Origin of the sequence: Nocardioides conyzicola (genome assembly GCF_039543825.1) — a bacterium.
Taxonomy (GTDB): domain Bacteria; phylum Actinomycetota; class Actinomycetes; order Propionibacteriales; family Nocardioidaceae; genus Nocardioides; species Nocardioides conyzicola.
On record NZ_BAABKM010000002.1, the window covers coordinates 233,144 to 248,875 of the forward strand.

The window sequence follows — 15,732 nt, forward strand, 5'->3', positions numbered from 1 at the left end:
GTCAGGTTGTGGCCCTTGGCACACCACGCCGCAAACGCGCCCCACGGTCTGCAATTGCTGGTGCGGGGGTCTAGCCTTGACACCTGACACTCCCCGTGCACGATCCGGAAGAGGCGAATCAAGCCGTGCCGCAGTCCCCAGGCCAGTCCGAGCTCCCGTCCGCCGACTTCGGCGCCAACGAGTGGCTCGTCGAGGAAATGTTCGACCAGTACCAGCGGGACCCCGGGAGCGTCGACGCGACGTGGGCCGCGTACTTCAAGACGAACGGCCACGCCAACGGCGGCAACGGCACGGCGACCGCCACCAAGCAGGCGGCCCCGGCGGCACCCGCCCCGGCCAAGCCGGCGGCACCGGCCGCCCCGGCGAAGACCGCCCCCGCGCAGGAGCACGCACCCGACCCGACGCCGACGCCCGCACCGGTCGCCAAGCCGCGTCCGGAGACCAAGGCGGCCGAGCCCGCGAAGGGCACGACCAGCCCGGTGCCGAAGGAGTCCCGCCCGGCCGCGCCCGCGCCGGCGAAGGACGAGCCGACCTACACCGTGCTCCGCGGAGCGCCGGCGCGCACGGCGCAGAACATGGACGTCTCGCTCACGGTCCCGACCGCGACCTCGGTCCGCTCGGTCCCGGTCAAGCTGCTCTGGGACAACCGCACCGTCATCAACAACCACCTCGCCCGCGCCCGCGGCGGCAAGGTCTCCTTCACCCACCTGATCGGCTACGCGCTGGTCAAGGCGGTCCGGTCGATGCCGGAGATGAACGTCGGCTTCGAGACGGTCGACGGCAAGCCCAACCTGATCACCCCGGCGCACATCAACCTCGGTCTCGCCATCGACGTCCCGAAGTCCGACGGCTCCCGCACCCTCCTCGTGCCGGCCATCAAGGCCGCCGAGAACATGGACTTCGCGGCGTTCTGGACGGCCTACGAGGAGATCGTCCGCAAGGCGCGCGACAACAAGCTGACCGTCGACGACTTCAAGGGCACCTCGATCTCCCTGACCAACCCCGGCGGCATCGGCACCAGCCACTCGGTCCCCCGCCTGATGGCGGGCCAGGGCGCGATCATCGGCGTCGGCGCGATGGAGTACCCCGCCGAGTGGCAGGGCGCGTCGGCCGACGCGATCGCCCGCAACGCCATCAGCAAGGTCATGACCCTGACCTCGACGTACGACCACCGCGTGATCCAGGGCGCGCAGTCCGGTGAGTTCCTCAAGCGGGTCCACCAGCTGCTGCTCGGTGGCGACGACTTCTACGACGAGATCTTCCGCTCGCTGCGCATCCCGTACGAGCCGATCCGCTGGAACAACGACATCGCGACGTCGCACGACGACGAGATCTCGAAGCAGGCCCGGATCCTCGAGCTGATCCACGCCTACCGGGTGCGCGGCCACATGATGGCCGACACGGACCCGCTGGAGTACCGCCAGCGCAGCCACCCCGACCTCGAGATCGAGTCGCACGGCCTGACCCTGTGGGACCTCGACCGCGAGTTCGCGACCGGCTCCTTCGGCGGCGAGGGCCGCCGGTTCATGAAGCTGCGCGCGATCCTCGGCATCCTGCGCGACTCCTACTGCCGCACGACCGGCATCGAGTACATGCACATCATGGACCCCGAGCAGCGCCGCTGGATCCAGGAGCGGGTCGAGCAGCCGCACACCAAGCCGCCCCGCGAGGAGCAGCTGCGGATCCTGCTGAAGCTCAACCAGGCCGAGGCCTTCGAGACCTTCCTGCAGACCAAGTTCGTCGGCCAGAAGCGCTTCTCGCTCGAGGGTGGCGAGACCACCGTCCCCGTCCTCGACGAGATCTGCGAGGCCGCCGCCGAGGCGGACCTCGACGAGGTCGCGATCGGCATGGCCCACCGCGGCCGGCTCAACGTGCTGGCCAACATCGTCGGCAAGAAGTACTCCCAGATCTTCCGCGAGTTCGAGGGCAACATCGACCCGCGCACCGTCCAGGGCTCCGGCGACGTGAAGTACCACCTCGGCGCCGAGGGCGAGTTCGTCGCCGGCTCGGGCGCCGAGATCAAGGTCTCGGTCGCGGCGAACCCGTCGCACCTCGAGGCCGTCGACCCCGTGCTGGAGGGCATCGCCCGCGCCAAGCAGGACGTGCTGGACCGGGGCGCGGCGTTCCCGGTGCTCCCGCTGCTCGTGCACGGTGACGCGGCGTTCGCCGGCCAGGGCGTGGTCGCGGAGACGCTCAACCTCTCGCAGCTGCGCGGCTACCGCACCGGCGGCACGATCCACCTGGTCGTCAACAACCAGGTCGGCTTCACCACCTCCCCCGGCTCGTCGCGCTCCTCGCTCTACTGCACCGACGTGGCCCGGATGGTCCAGGCGCCGATCTTCCACGTCAACGGCGACGACCCGGAGGCCTGCATCCGCGTCGCGCGGCTGGCGTTCGAGTACCGCCAGGCGTTCAACAAGGACGTCGTCATCGACCTGGTCTGCTACCGCCGTCGCGGCCACAACGAGGGCGACGACCCGTCGTACACGCAGCCGCTGATGTACGACCTGATCGAGCAGAAGCGCTCGGTCCGCAAGCTCTACACGGAGTCCCTCATCGGTCGTGGCGACATCACGATCGAGGAGGCCGAGCAGGTGCTGCGCGACTACCAGCTGCAGCTGGAGCGCGTCTTCACCGAGGTCCGCGAGGCCAGCACGCAGCCGTCCGAGTGGACGACGGTGCCCGACTACCCGGACAAGCCGTCGGGCGAGACCCGCACGGCCGTGTCCGGCGAGGTCCTCAAGCGGATCGCCGACGCCTACGTCACCCCGCCCGACGGCTTCACCGTCCACCCGAAGGTGATGCCGCAGCTGCAGCGCCGCTCGGCCGCGATCGCCGACGGCCCGATCGACTGGGGCACCGGCGAGATCCTCGCCCTCGGCTCGCTGCTGATGGAGGGCCGCCCGGTCCGCCTGGCCGGCCAGGACTCGCGGCGCGGCACGTTCGTGTCCCGCTTCGCGACGATCATCGACCGCCGCAACGCCGACGAGTGGACCCCGCTGGCCAACCTCACCGAGGACCAGGCGAAGTTCTACGTCTACGACTCGCTCCTGTCGGAGTACGCCGCGCTCGGCTTCGAGTACGGCTACTCCGTCGCCCGCCCCGAGGCCCTCGTGCTCTGGGAGGCGCAGTTCGGTGACTTCGTCAACGGCGCGCAGACCGTGATCGACGAGTTCATCAGCGCCGGCGAGAGCAAGTGGAACCAGCAGTCCGGCGTCGTGCTCCTGCTCCCCCACGGCTACGAGGGCCAGGGCGCCGACCACTCCTCGGCCCGCATCGAGCGGTTCCTGACGATGGCCGCGGACGAGGCGTTCGTGGTCGCGCAGCCGAGCACCCCCGCGTCGTACTTCCACCTCCTGCGCCAGCACTCGCTCGGCGAGGAGCACAAGCCGATGATCGTCTTCACGCCGAAGTCGATGCTGAAGCGCAAGGAGGCCGCGTCGCACCCGGGTGACTTCACGTCCGGCACGTTCGAGCCCTTCATCAGGGACGCCGCCGCCGACGCCGACAAGGTCGACACCCTGCTGCTGTGCTCGGGCCGGGTGACGTGGGACCTGATGGTGGAGCGCGCGAAGCGCGAGGACGGCGAGCGGTTCGCGATCGCGCGGGTCGAGCAGCTCTACCCGCGCCCCGAGGCCGAGATCCGCGACGAGATCGCCCGCTACCCGCACCTCAAGGCCGTGCGCTGGGTGCAGGACGAGCCCGCCAACATGGGCCCGTGGCCGCACTACCAGCTCAACACGTGGCCGCACGTCGACGCCCAGGTGGAGCTCATCTCCCGCCCCGAGTCGTCGTCCCCCGCCGTCGGCACGGTCAAGCGGCACACCGAGGAGCAGAAGGACCTCGTGGCTCGCGCCTTCTCCTGACCGATGTACTTCACCGACCGCGGCATCGAGGAGCTCGAGAAGCGCCGGGGTGACGAGGAGGTCACCCTGGCGTGGCTCGCCGAGCAGCTCCAGGGCTTCGTCGACGCGCACCCGGAGTTCGAGACCGCCGTCGAGCGGTTTGCGACCTGGCTGGCCCGGCTGGACGACCCAGAGGACTGACGAGTTTCATCGGTCGGCCGATGAAACTCACGCTTGGACGATAATGCTTTGTCGTCCCAGCAGGAGTTTTGTCGGCCGACCGACAAAACTCCCGGCCCTCACCCCAGTACGGCGAAGCCGCGCTCGACGAGCTCCGGCAGCGAGCCCCCGTCGGCCACCCACGTCGCCGTCGCGGCGCGGAAGACGGCGAACCCGACCGCAGCCAGGGTCCGGGCCGCAGCGTCCCCGCCGAGCTCGCGCGCGACCACGTGCTCCCAGGACGCAAAGGTGTCGTAGAGCCGGCCGCGCAGCACCGGCGAGGCCGCGGCGGCGCGCTGGCGCAGCTGCACCCGCTCGCGGTCGGACTCGAAGCCGCGGGCGAGCTCCACGAGCGCCGCGCGTACGACGTCGAGGCCGTCGAGCCCCGAGTCCCCGGCCCGCAGCTCGCGGATCCGTGCCCGGAGCTGGGCCTGCCGCTCCTCGCGGCCCATGTCGAGCACCTCGTCCTTCGTGGCGAAGTAGCGGAAGAAGGTCCGCGCGGAGACGCCCGCATCGGCCGCGATCGCGTCGACCGACGTCTCGTCGTACCCGTCCACGGCGAAGCGCCGCAGCGCCGCCTCCGCGAGCGCCTCGCGCGTGCTGCGCTTGTGGGTCTCGCGACGTCCGGCCTCAGTCACCGGCCAGCGCCACCCGCAGCTCGGCGCCCGCGTCCGGCCGCGCCCCGGGGCGGCCGCTGCGCAGCTCCACCCGTGAGAGGGTCCCGGTGAACGCGAACGGCGGGCGGTAGTCGGCGCCCACCGCGATCCCGCGGTCCCGGCCGACGAGCAGGCCGGCACCCGACGAGCCCAGGTTGGGGAAGAAGACCAGCCCGGGGAGCGGCGCGGACGCGACGTCGACGCCGTCCACGGCCAGCTCCAGCCGCGGCTCGCGGCCGGGCACGTAGCGCACGCTCAGCACGTGCTCCCCCGCCGGCACCGGCACGGGTGCGGCGAGCCGGGTGGTGCGGTCGAGCATGGCGACGGTGGCGACCAGACGACCGTCGAGCAGGTACGTCGCCCAGCCACCGTGCCGGTCACCGACCGCCGTGATGATCCCCTCGGCGCCGCCCTCCGGCACCACGACGGACGCCGTCAGCTCGAAGCCCCCCATCAGCGAGGGCAGCTGGCTCTCCTGGACCGGTCCGCCGCCCGGCGCGTAGCGACCGACCGTCGGCGGCGGGAACTCGCCCGGGTGCATGTGCGCCATCGAGCCCGGGAACTCGAAGAGCGGCAGCACCTGGTTGCGCCCGGCCTCGGCCCACCACAGCTCCTCCAGCCGGCGGACCCGACCGGGCTGCTCGTCGGCGAGGTCGCGCGACTCCGAGAAGTCCTCGGCGAGGTGGAAGAGCGACCACCGGTCGGTGTCGTGGTCGTGGCTGCCGACGAGGTGCGCGCGCTCGTCGAACTGGTTGGCCACATGGTCGGTGACCGCCATCCAGCCGTCGTGGTAGATCGCCCGGGAGCCGAACATCTCGAAGTACTGCAGCCGCCGGTGCTCCTCGGCGTCCGCCGCCGCGAAGCTCGGCAGCAGGGAGGTCCCCTCGACGGGCTGCTGGGTCACCCCGTCGACGGTCTCGGGCGACACGATCCCGGCCGCGTCGAGGACCGTGGCGTAGAGGTCGACGGCGTGCACGAACTGCGGGCGTACGCCGCCGCGGCCGGCCAGCCGGTCACCCCAGCGCACGACGAGCGGGGTCCGGACGCCGCCGAGCCAGGCGTACCGCTTCCACAGCCGCAGCGGGGCGTTGCCCGCCCACGCCCAGCCGTAGGGGTAGTGGTTGTAGGCGTCCGGACCGCCGATCTCGTCGATGCGCGCGATCGACTCGGACACGTCCTCGGCCATGCCGAGCCAGCCGGCGGCCTCGTTGAGCGTGCCCGTCGTCCCGCCCTCGGCGCTCGCACCGTTGTCGGACATCAGCATCACGATCGTGTCCTCGGCGATGCCGAGCTCCTCGAGGTAGGAGAACAGGCGCCCGAGGTGGTGGTCGGTGTGCGTGACGAACCCCGCGAAGACCTCCATGTAGCGGGCGAACAGCCGCCGCTGGTCCGCCGGCAGGGTCTCCCAGTCCGGGATCCACGGCGGCCGCTCGGGCAGCACGGTGTCGGCCGGGATGATCCCCTCGGCGACCTGCCGGTCGAAGGCCCGCTGCCGCCAGGCCTCCCAGCCGTCGTCGAACTGGCCGGCGTACGGCGCCACCCATTCCTCGGTCACCTGGTGCGGGGCGTGCGCCGCACCCGGCGCGACGTAGAGGAAGAACGGCTTGCGCGACTCCGCCTGCTGCTGGTCCTGGACCATCCGGATCGCCTGGTCCACCAGGTCCTCGGTGAGGTGATAGCCCTCCTCCGGCGTGTACGGCGGGTCGATGTGGGTGTTGTCGCGGACCAGCTCCGGCGCCCACTGGCTGGTCTCCGCCCCGAGGAAGCCGTAGTAGCGCTCGAACCCCTGCCCGAGCGGCCAACGGTCGAAGGGGCCGGAGGCGGAGTACTCGTTCTTGGGCGCCAGGTGCCACTTGCCGACGGCGAGGGTGTTGTAGCCGTGGTCGCGCAGCACCCGCGCCAGGGTGGCGGCCGACCTCGGGATCCGGCCCGTGTAGCCCGGGAAGCCGAGCGCCGCCTCCTGGGTGACGCCCATCCCGACGGCGTGGTGGTTGCGCCCGGTGAGCAGGGCCGCCCGGGTCGCGGAGCAGACCGACGTGACGTGGAAGCGGTTGTAGCGCAGGCCCTCGGCCGCGAGCCGGTCGATGTGGGGGGTCGCGATGCCCGACCCGAAGCACCCGAGCTGGGCGAAGCCGATGTCGTCGAGGACGACCATCAGCACGTGCGGGGCGTCGGCGCCGGGCCTCGGGTACGGCACGAAGCGCGGCTCGGAGGTCTCGACACGGCTGGTGATCCGCTGGGTCTGCATGCCGGCGATTCTGTCACTCAACTGACACTTTCGTCTGCCCGTCCGGTGCGGCAGGATGCCTCCATGACCCAGACCGCGTGGATCACCTCGTCCGGACCCGATGGCGAGGTCGCCTACCCGGCGGCGCCGTGGCAGATGGTCGGGCAGCTCTGGCTCTCGATCTTCCGGCTGCGGGAGGGCGTCGACGAGCTCCGCCCCGCCGGGACGTACGGCGCGGCCTTCGTCTCCTACGAGCCCGGCAGCCCGCTGACCTACTCCGAGCTCCTCGTCGCGCGCCTGGTCCCGACCGAGCAGCACGGTCGGTGCGTGTCGATCACCGACATCTGGGTCGACTCCCCCGCCTCGGTCGCCGGTGGCCGCGAGCTGTGGGCGATCCCGAAGGGGCTCTGCGACTTCGACCTCGAGACCAGCCACCGCGGGCCGCTGTCGTCGACCACCTGGTCGGCGTCGCTCGCGCGGAAGCCGATCGCGACCGCCACGTTCACCGACGTCAGCCGGGCCATCCCGCGGGTCCCCTTCAAGGGCACCACCTGGCAGCCCGGCATCGACGACACCGCAGGCGAGGAGCGCACCGCGGTCCTCCAGGGCTCGGCCAAGGCGTTCCCGGCCCGCGGCCACTGGGACTTCGCCCCGGACGGGCCGCTCGGCTGGATGCGCGGTGCCCGCCAGCTCGCGTCCTTCCGCCAGGCCGACTTCCGGATGTCCTTCGGCTGAGCGTGGCACGGCGCATCGAGCCCGACGCGGCCGTCGTACGCCGGATCGGTGCGATCGCCGCCCGCCTTCCCGAGGTCGTCGAGGAGGATGCCTGGACCGGCGTGCGCTGGCGCGTCCGGACCGCGACCTTCGCCCACGTGATGGTCGCCCAGCCCGGCTACGAGTCGGCGTACCGCGACATCACCGGCGACGACGCGATCCGCACCGTCCTCACGTTCCGCGCGGCCGGCGACGAGCTGCTCGCCCTCACCCACGCCGGGCTGCCGTTCTACAAGCCGCCGTGGTCGCCCACGATCATCGGGATGGTCCTCGGCGACGACACCGACTGGACCGAGGTCGCCGAGCTGGTCACCGAGTCCTACCGGTTCCAGGCCCCGCAGCGGCTGGTCAGGCTCCTGGACGCACCGTCAGGTCGCTGATCGTCGCGTCCCGCGGCAGGTCGAGCACGTGCAGGATCGCGTCGACCACGGTCTCGGGACGGATCCAGGCGGCGGCGTCGTACGCCTTGCCCTCCTGCTGGTGCACCTTCTCCTGCATCGGCGTCGCCGTGCGACCGGGGTAGACCGTCGTGACGCGTACGCCGGCGGCGGCCTCCTCGCCGCGCAGGGAGTCCGCGAGGGCGCGCAGGCCGTGCTTGGAGGCGGCGTACGCCGACCACTGGGGGTGAGCGGTGAGACCGGCGCCGGAGTTGACGAAGACGACGGTGCCGCGCGCCCGACGCAGACCGGGCAGGGCGACCCGGGTCAGCGCCGCAGGAGCCACCAGGTTGACCTGGAGCTGACTGGCCCAGGCGTCGGCGCTCAGCTCGGAGACCGGGCCGAGCTCGACCACGCCGGCGGCGTGCACGACCGAGTCCAGCGACTCCGGCAGCTGCAGTGACTCGACCGACTCCGGCCACGCCAGGTCGGCGACCAGCACCTCGGCGCCCGACAGGTCGGCTGCCATCTCCTCGGCGCGCTCGGCCGAACGAGCGAGCACGGTGACCTCCTCGCCGCGCTCGAGCAGCCGGTGCGCCAGCACCGCGCCGATGCCGGAGCCCGCGCCCGTGACGAGATGCGTCACAGCGTGAAGACGATCTTGCCGAACTGCTCGCCATCCAGCATCGCGGCGAATCCCTCGCGCGCCTCGGTCATCGGCAGGGTCCGGTCGATCAGCGGCCGGGCACCGGTGGCGTCGAGCATCGACACCAGGGCCGCGAGCTCGTCGCGCGTGCCCATCGTTGAGCCGATCACGCTGAGCTGCAGGAAGAAGATCCGGGTCAGCTCGGCGTCGTCGAGGTTCGGCCCCGACGTCGTACCGGACGTGATGATCCGGCCGCCCGGACGCAGGGCCCGGATCGAGTGCGACCAGGTCGCACGGCCGACCGTCTCGATGACGGCGTCGACCTTGACCGGCAGCCGGGCGCCGGACTCGAACGCCTCGTGCGCGCCCAGCTCGAGCGCCCGCGCCCGCTTGCCCTCGTCGCGGCTCGTGACCAGGACCCGCAGGCCCGCGGCCCGGCCGAGCACGATCGCGGCGGTCGCGACCCCGCCACCCGCTCCCTGGATCAGCACGGTCTCACCGGCGCGCAGGGCACCGCGGGTGAAGAGCATCCGGTACGCCGTCAGCCAGGCCGTCGGCAGGCAGGCCGCCTCGGCGAACGACAGCGACGGGGGCTTCGGCACGACGTTGCGCCGGGGTACGGCGACCCTGGCCGCGAGCGTGCCCTGGTAGCGCTCGGACAGCAGGGACCGCTTCGGGTCGAAGGTCTCGTCGCCGGTCCAGGAGGGGTCGCTGATCACGGCGTGCACGACGACCTCGTTGCCGTCCTCGTCGAGACCGGCGGCGTCGCAGCCGAGAATCATCGGCAGCGCCTCCTCGCGCAGCCCGACGCCGCGCAGCGAGAAGAGGTCGTGGTGGTTGAGCGACGCGGCCTTGACCGTCACCGTCGTCCACCCGTCGGGGACCTCGGGATCGGGGCGCTCCCCCACCTGGAGGGCGGAGAGCGGGTCTTCCTGGGAGAAGCGGTCGGCGTAGACGGCGAACATGTCCTCGAACGTACCGGGGGCCTATCGCCGCGCGACACCGTCTCGTCGTGCGGCATCCGCCACAGCGGCCGACACGGCGGGACCGACGCGCGGGTCGAACGGCGACGGGATCACGTACGCCTCGGACAGCTGGTCGCCGACCAGGCCGGCGATGGCCTCCGCGGCGGCGAGCTTCATGCCCTCGGTGATCGACGTCGCGTGCGCGTCGAACGCACCGCGGAAGATGCCCGGGAAGGCCAGCACGTTGTTGATCTGGTTGGGGAAGTCCGACCGGCCGGTCGCGACGACCCGGGCGTGCCGGTGCGCGACCTCGGGGTGCACCTCCGGGTGCGGGTTGGCCATCGCGAAGATGATCGCGTCGGGCGCCATCCGCGCGACGTCCTCCTCCGGCACGGTGCCGCCGGAGACGCCGAGGTAGACGTCGGCCCCGTCGAGCGCCTCGGCGAGCGTCCCGGTGCGTCCGGTCTTGTCGGCCGTCATCTCGGCGAGCTCCCGCTTCACCGGCGTCAGGTCGTGGCGGCCCGAGTGCACGATGCCCTTGCGGTCGGTGACCGCCAGGTCGGTGATGCCGGCCTCGAGCAGGATCTTGGCGATCGCGACGCCGGCGGCACCGGCGCCGGAGATGACCACCCGGGTCGACTCCGGGCTGCGGCCGGTGAGCGTCAGGGCGTTCGTGAGCGCCGCGAGCGCGACGACGGCGGTGCCGTGCTGGTCGTCGTGGAAGACGGGGATGTCGAGCAGCGCCTTGAGCCGGTCCTCGATCTCGAAGCAGCGCGGCGCGGAGATGTCCTCGAGGTTGATGCCGCCGAAGCTCGGCGCCAGCCGGACGACGGTCTCGATGATCTCCTCGACATCCGTGGTCGCCAGGCAGATCGGGACGGCGTCCACGTTGCCGAACTGCTTGAACAGCACGGCCTTGCCCTCCATCACCGGCATCGCGGCGGCAGGCCCGATGTCGCCCAGGCCCAGCACCGCGGTGCCGTCGGAGACGACGGCCACGACGTTGGGCACCCAGGTGTAGTGCTGGGTCATCGACGGGTCCTCGGCGATCGCCTCGCACACCCGGGCCACGCCCGGCGTGTAGGCGAGCGAGAGGTCGTCCGCGCCGGCGAGCGCGACGGTCGACCGGACCTCCATCTTCCCGCCCACGTGCAGGTCGAAGACCGGGTCGCCGGCAAACGGATGTGGTGCTTCAGCCATGACAGCTCTGACTTTCCAGAAGGGTGAACGTACGACGGGGAGGGGCCCGGCTCGACACGCAGGGGTGGTGCGCGGAACTCGTCAGGCCTCGGGGGATCTTCCCCGCGAATCAGTCTGGCACACGGTCACAGCCGTCGCGGGCGGGGCCAGACTCTCGCCACGGTGACGGCGATCACGTCCGTCGCGGCCACCGGGCCGCGGTGCCGCGAGTCGACCCCCTCGGCGGGGTTGTCGCTGAGCAGCCACCAGGCCGGCGACCCGTCCCGCGTCGTACGCCGCTCGGCGGCGCGCTTCACCGCGAGCGTGCCGTCGGGGAAGCGCGCGACCACGACGTCGCCCTCGCGGGCGACGCGCCGGTAGGAGACCAGGAGCCGGTCGCCTGCGCGCAGCGCCGGGGTCATCGATCGCCCACTGACCATCGCGAATCCCCACCTCGACATGCGGGTAGTGTCCCAGTGAAAGACTTCAGACAACCGAAGAGAAGATGAGAGAGGACCCGCATGTTCGCGAAGCTGTTCGCCCCCACCCTCGAGGTCTCCGCCCACTGCGACCTTCCCTGCGGCGTCTACGACCCCGCCCAGGCGCGCATCGAGGCCGAGTCCATCAAGGCGATCATCGCCAAGGTCGCCGACAACGACGACCCCGACTTCCGCACCCGGGCGATCCTGATCAAGGAGCAGCGCTCCGAGCTGGTCAAGCACCACCTGTGGGTGCTGTGGACCGACTACTTCAAGCCCCCGCACTTCGAGAAGTACCCGCAGCTGCACACCCTGGTCAACGAGGCCACCAAGCTCGCCGGCGCCTCCGGCACCAAGGGTGAGCTCGACGCCGGCAAGGCCGACGAGCTGCTCGCGAAGATCGACGAGATCGCCGAGATCTTCTGGGAGACGAAGAAGGCTTGAGCTCCGCTCAAGCCTTCTTCGTCTCAAGCACGCCTGAGCTTGCGAAGGCGTGACCGTCTGCGCTCACGACGGACGGACGTCGAAGCAGGCTGGCTGTGAGCATCTTGCTCCCTTGGCTTGATGACAGACGCCCTCTCAGCCCACGTCGGGTTGAGGGGGCGTCTGTCATTCCTCTGTCCTCCAGCCTCCCAGCGCGGCGCTTACCGAGCGGGGCTGAGGGGAGCTCCGACGTCACGGTCCTCGCACTACATGCGCCAGGAGGGCCACGTCCACGTTGCTGGGCGGGGCCGACCACTGGGGCGGCTACCTCCTCGAGCGCAGGTCTGATTGCGGAACCCATAGAGCCGGGTCTGGTCGATTCGGACGTTGCGAGCACCGCCGGATCCTGACCGCAGCCGTTCTTGACCCGAAATGGACGCAACAAGACAGCGGCCCGAAGCGTTGTCCAAAGCATGGAGCTGATGGTGGGAGCGGGATCGGTCGCGGAAGGCGCGCCCCACGACGCGTCGTCGTCGAGCGAATCCTTCGACGACTGGGTGCGGGCTCGTCAGGATGCTCTGCTGAGGTTCGCCACGCTCATCACCGCAGACAGCGACCTGGCGCGGGATCTCGTCCAAGACGCGCTCACCCGGATGTACGCGAGGTGGAGTCGAGTGAGCCGGCTCGAAGGGCCGGACGCCTACGCGCGGCGCATCATCGTTAACCAGAACGTGTCGCGATGGCGACGCGACAGGCGCGTGACCGTCGTCGATCCAGCGGAGATGGTGAGCACGCCCGTACCCGGCCACGAATCAACGATCTCGGACCGCGTGACAATTCTTGCTGCCCTGGCGAGATTGCCGCGCGACCAGCGAGTCGCCGTGGTGCTCAGGTACTACGAAGACCTCAGCTACCAGGAGATCGCGACGCTGACCGGAGTCCGCGAGGGCACCGTCAGATCTCGCGTCTCGCGCGGGATCAGCTCGCTCGAGGGAGACTTCCGATGACGATCAGCGACGAGCGGATGGCTCAGGTCCTGCGCAACGCCGTGAGCGACATCAGGGCGGATCACGACATGGCCGCGACCGCACGACGCCGCGTCGGTCGCCGTCGGATCGCCGTCAGCGGGGCGGCCGGGGTCCTTGCGGTGTGGGTTGGCATCGCCGCCGTACTTGGATGGTCGATGAGGGATGCGAGGGAGCCCGTGGCCGGTGGTAGCGACGGAAGGTCCACGACGGCCGTCCCCGAACAGTCCGGGCCGATGCTCGTCCTGGCCGAGACCGACGGCTGGCCCCGAGTCGACCAGGATCGGTGCGGCGATGCCGCACTCGCCGGATCCACGGTGGTCCGGCTGTCTCACTGGGACGATGCGTGCATCTCTCGGACGCCGCCCGACCAGACCATCGTCTTCGAGATGTCGGCCGATCCCAGCCCGACGGGGGAGGAGCTGGCGTCGGTGAGCCAGCAGGACGAAAAGGCGACGCAAGGCGACGTCACCGTGCGACGTCTTTCGAGCAGCAGGGTGCAGGCGTTCAACAGTCGTTCTGTCTCCGGTATCTACAGTCCTGAGACCAATCAGCTCTACCTGGTTGTCAGTGCAGACCCCGCGCTCGCGGCGCGGATCCTCGACTCCGCTCGCCTCAGCTGACGGACGAGACGCCGGTTCTGCGCGCGCTGGCGGATGTGAGGAGCGCTCCAGACCGGCGCTTAGCGGGACCGGTCCCCGGGTACCACCACACCCGAGGACCGGTCCCGCTACTGTTTCCGGACCGGATCTCCGACCCACCTCGACGACAGCGCAAGGACGACACATGGCATCGATCGGCGTGACCTCCGGCCCGACCGCGACGGGCGGCGTACGCCGTGCCGACGTCGAGCTGCGGGTGCCGGCGGACCGGGCGTACGCCTCCGTGCTGCGCACCACGACGGCCGGCCTGGCCGCCCGTCTGGACTTCCCGATCGACGACATCGAGGACCTCCGCATCGCGGTGGGCGAGGCGTGCGCGATGGTCCTCGGCGAGGCCGAGCCCGACAGCGACCTCCTGTGCAGCTTCTTCCAGGATCCCGGCGAGCTCACGGTCAGCGTCTCCGGCACCATCGAGGGCGCCATCGAGCCCGACTACGACAGCTTCGCCTGGCAGGTGCTGACGACGTTGGCGACCACGGCCAGCGCGGAAGCGACCGACTCAGCGTTCACGATCACCTTGTCGATGACGTCGTCGGTGACCCACCTGGAGCCCGGTCACTGACATGACGATCTCGGACGACGGGACGGACGAGGCCCTCACCGGCATCGAGCTGACCCGGAAGCGCAGTGCGGAGTTCTTCGCGGTGCTGCGCGACGAGGAGGGCTCCGAGGCGAGCCGCGCCATGGCCCGCGAGAGCCTGGTGCACCTCCACCTGCCGCTCGTCGAGCACTGCGCCCGCCGCTTCCGCAACCGCGGCGAGCCGCTCGAGGACCTGGTCCAGGTCGGCACGATCGGACTGATCAAGTCGGTCGACCGGTTCGACACCGACCGCGGCGTGGAGTTCTCGACGTACGCCACCCCGACGATCATCGGCGAGATCAAGCGCTACTTCCGCGACAAGGGCTGGGCGATCCGGGTGCCGCGCAGGCTCCAGGAGCTGCGGATGCAGATCGGTACGGCGAGCGCCGAGCTCACCCAGAGCCTGGGCCGCTCCCCCACACCGCGCGAGCTCGCCGAGACGATCGGGTGCACGGTCGAGGAGATCGTCGAGGGCATCGAGTCCAGCAACGCCTACTCGACGCTCTCCCTGGACGCGAGCGACAACGACGACGACGGCAACGCCAGCATGCTGGACGCCATCGGGATCGATGACGAGGGTCTCGAGCACGTCGAGATCCGCGAGTCGATCAAGCCGCTGCTGGACCGCCTGGCGCCGCGCGAGAAGAAGATCCTGCTGCTGCGCTTCTTCAAGAACATGACGCAGTCCCAGATCGCCGAGGAGATCGGCGTCTCGCAGATGCACGTCTCCCGGCTGCTCAACCGCACCCTGGAGCAGCTGCGCACCTCGCTGGAGGAGCAGAGCTAGACCGGTCAGCGGTCGAGGTCGGGGTCCTCGTCGGCGAGCGCCTCGAGGCTGGCCGGGTGGAAGATCCCCACCAGGACGAGCGCGGCCACGACCGCGATCGCGATGGCGACGCCGGTGGTGTCGCCGCCCCGGAAGCTCCAGGCGACGCCGAGCCCGATCAGCTGGGTCAGGACGACCGGGCTCCGTGCCCAGGACTGCCCGCGCACCAGCGACCAGGCGCAGACCAGCAGGCCGGCGCCGTACACGACGAAGAAGATGCCGGTCGTGGCGCCCATCGCGACCCGGTCGGCGTCGAGGTGCGCGATCTCGAGCACGGCGAAGACCAGCAGCAGCAACCCCTCGACCACGACCAGCGACGCGGCGACGACGAGAGGGGCCGGGCGGTTGGTGGTCGGGCGTAGGCTCACCGGTGCAGCCTAGAAGAGCACGGCGACGATCCCGACGGCAGCACCAGTGTGTGGCTGCTGTGACGGACAAGACCATGTCAAGGGGTTGTTTAACGGTCAAAAGGTTGCCAGTCTGGACGCAGTGCTCGACGACGAGCCGGTTTCGTCATGCCCATGCTGCTGACGCGAGCCGCCCACTGTCCGACCACTCATTGACTCTCAATCGAAAGAAGGCCCCCCAGCCATGGATTGGCGCCACCGTTCCGCATGTCTCGACGAGGATCCGGAACTGTTCTTCCCGATCGGTAACACCGGCCCGGCCATCCTCCAGATCGAGGAGGCCAAGCAGGTGTGCCGACGCTGCGATGTGCGCGAACAGTGCCTCGCGTGGGCGCTGGAGGCTGGGCAGGACCACGGCGTGTGGGGTGGGCTGAGCGAGGACGAGCGCCGCGCGCTCAAGCGCCGCAACGCCCGTTCGCGGGTCCGCACCGCGTAGCGGAGG

General features: G+C 70.7%; 17 protein-coding genes. 10 read left to right on the forward strand and 7 right to left on the reverse strand.

Annotated features, from left to right (window positions below):
• Positions 1-125 precede the first annotated feature (125 nt).
• Complete coding sequence (locus ABEA34_RS04095; RefSeq protein ID WP_345519531.1) at positions 126-3,866, forward strand: multifunctional oxoglutarate decarboxylase/oxoglutarate dehydrogenase thiamine pyrophosphate-binding subunit/dihydrolipoyllysine-residue succinyltransferase subunit; 3,741 nt, start codon at positions 126-128, stop codon at positions 3,864-3,866.
• Between the two features lie 3 nt (positions 3,867-3,869).
• Positions 3,870-4,046, forward strand: coding sequence for a DUF6104 family protein (locus ABEA34_RS04100; protein WP_345519532.1), 177 nt, complete (start codon positions 3,870-3,872; stop codon positions 4,044-4,046).
• A gap of 98 nt (positions 4,047-4,144) precedes the next feature.
• Here the strand turns inward: ABEA34_RS04100 and ABEA34_RS04105 are convergent, their stop codons facing one another.
• Both ABEA34_RS04105 and ABEA34_RS04110 read right to left on the reverse strand, forming a co-directional pair.
• The gene (locus ABEA34_RS04105; protein ID WP_345519534.1) at positions 4,145-4,702 is read right to left on the reverse strand and encodes a TetR family transcriptional regulator; all 558 of its coding nucleotides are present in this window, start codon (positions 4,700-4,702) and stop codon (positions 4,145-4,147) included.
• A complete protein-coding gene (locus tag ABEA34_RS04110; protein WP_345519536.1) occupies positions 4,695-6,968 on the reverse strand; it encodes a sulfatase-like hydrolase/transferase in 2,274 nt (757 codons plus the stop codon). Before ABEA34_RS04110 ends, ABEA34_RS04105 begins: the two co-directional genes overlap by 8 nt.
• Positions 6,969-7,031: 63 nt before the next feature.
• On the opposite strand from ABEA34_RS04110, the gene ABEA34_RS04115 reads away from it, so the two are divergent.
• A complete protein-coding gene (locus ABEA34_RS04115) occupies positions 7,032-7,682 on the forward strand; it encodes an acetoacetate decarboxylase family protein (protein WP_345519537.1) in 651 nt (216 codons plus the stop codon).
• A 2-nt stretch (positions 7,683-7,684) separates the two neighbouring features.
• Positions 7,685-8,101, forward strand: coding sequence for an MmcQ/YjbR family DNA-binding protein (locus ABEA34_RS04120; protein WP_345519539.1), 417 nt, complete (start codon positions 7,685-7,687; stop codon positions 8,099-8,101).
• Here the strand turns inward: ABEA34_RS04120 and ABEA34_RS04125 are convergent.
• The 4 genes from ABEA34_RS04125 to ABEA34_RS04140 all read right to left on the reverse strand — a co-directional run bounded on the left by ABEA34_RS04125 (position 8,070) and on the right by ABEA34_RS04140 (position 11,349).
• On the reverse strand, positions 8,070-8,744 hold the full coding sequence (locus ABEA34_RS04125; protein ID WP_345519542.1) for an SDR family oxidoreductase: 675 nt from the start codon (positions 8,742-8,744) through the stop codon (positions 8,070-8,072). The genes ABEA34_RS04120 and ABEA34_RS04125 overlap by 32 nt on opposite strands.
• Positions 8,741-9,709 (reverse strand): zinc-binding dehydrogenase, encoded by a 969-nt coding sequence (locus tag ABEA34_RS04130; RefSeq protein WP_345519544.1) that lies wholly within the window; start codon positions 9,707-9,709, stop codon positions 8,741-8,743. The genes ABEA34_RS04125 and ABEA34_RS04130 overlap by 4 nt, the downstream gene beginning before the upstream one ends.
• 21 nt (positions 9,710-9,730) lie before the next feature.
• Positions 9,731-10,909 carry an NAD(P)-dependent malic enzyme gene (locus tag ABEA34_RS04135; protein ID WP_345519546.1) on the reverse strand — a complete coding sequence of 393 codons (1,179 nt, stop codon included), beginning with the start codon at positions 10,907-10,909 and terminating at the stop codon, positions 9,731-9,733.
• A 125-nt stretch (positions 10,910-11,034) separates the two neighbouring features.
• Positions 11,035-11,349 carry a S24/S26 family peptidase gene (locus ABEA34_RS04140; protein WP_345519548.1) on the reverse strand — a complete coding sequence of 105 codons (315 nt, stop codon included), beginning with the start codon at positions 11,347-11,349 and terminating at the stop codon, positions 11,035-11,037.
• Between the two features lie 60 nt (positions 11,350-11,409).
• Here ABEA34_RS04140 and sodN point away from each other — a divergent pair, with 60 nt between their 5' ends.
• The 5 genes from sodN (at position 11,410) to ABEA34_RS04165 (ending at position 14,844) form a co-directional block, all read left to right on the forward strand.
• Positions 11,410-11,811, forward strand: a complete 402-nt coding sequence (gene sodN, locus ABEA34_RS04145) for a superoxide dismutase, Ni (RefSeq protein ID WP_345519549.1) — start codon at positions 11,410-11,412, stop codon at positions 11,809-11,811.
• A gap of 452 nt (positions 11,812-12,263) precedes the next feature.
• Positions 12,264-12,797 carry a SigE family RNA polymerase sigma factor gene (locus ABEA34_RS04150; protein ID WP_345519550.1) on the forward strand — a complete coding sequence of 178 codons (534 nt, stop codon included), beginning with the start codon at positions 12,264-12,266 and terminating at the stop codon, positions 12,795-12,797.
• Positions 12,794-13,438 (forward strand): hypothetical protein, encoded by a 645-nt coding sequence (locus ABEA34_RS04155; RefSeq protein WP_345519552.1) that lies wholly within the window; start codon positions 12,794-12,796, stop codon positions 13,436-13,438. Before ABEA34_RS04150 ends, ABEA34_RS04155 begins: the two co-directional genes overlap by 4 nt.
• Before the next feature lie 163 nt (positions 13,439-13,601).
• On the forward strand, positions 13,602-14,039 hold the full coding sequence (locus ABEA34_RS04160) for an ATP-binding protein (RefSeq protein ID WP_345519554.1): 438 nt from the start codon (positions 13,602-13,604) through the stop codon (positions 14,037-14,039).
• Between the two features lies 1 nt (position 14,040).
• On the forward strand, positions 14,041-14,844 hold the full coding sequence (locus ABEA34_RS04165) for an RNA polymerase sigma factor SigF (protein WP_345519556.1): 804 nt from the start codon (positions 14,041-14,043) through the stop codon (positions 14,842-14,844).
• A gap of 5 nt (positions 14,845-14,849) precedes the next feature.
• Here ABEA34_RS04165 and ABEA34_RS04170 read toward each other — a convergent pair whose 3' ends face one another.
• A complete protein-coding gene (locus ABEA34_RS04170) occupies positions 14,850-15,251 on the reverse strand; it encodes a hypothetical protein (protein ID WP_345519558.1) in 402 nt (133 codons plus the stop codon).
• A 223-nt stretch (positions 15,252-15,474) separates the two neighbouring features.
• On the opposite strand from ABEA34_RS04170, the gene ABEA34_RS04175 reads away from it, so the two are divergent.
• A complete protein-coding gene (locus ABEA34_RS04175) occupies positions 15,475-15,726 on the forward strand; it encodes a WhiB family transcriptional regulator (RefSeq protein WP_297753441.1) in 252 nt (83 codons plus the stop codon).
• Positions 15,727-15,732 lie beyond the last annotated feature (6 nt).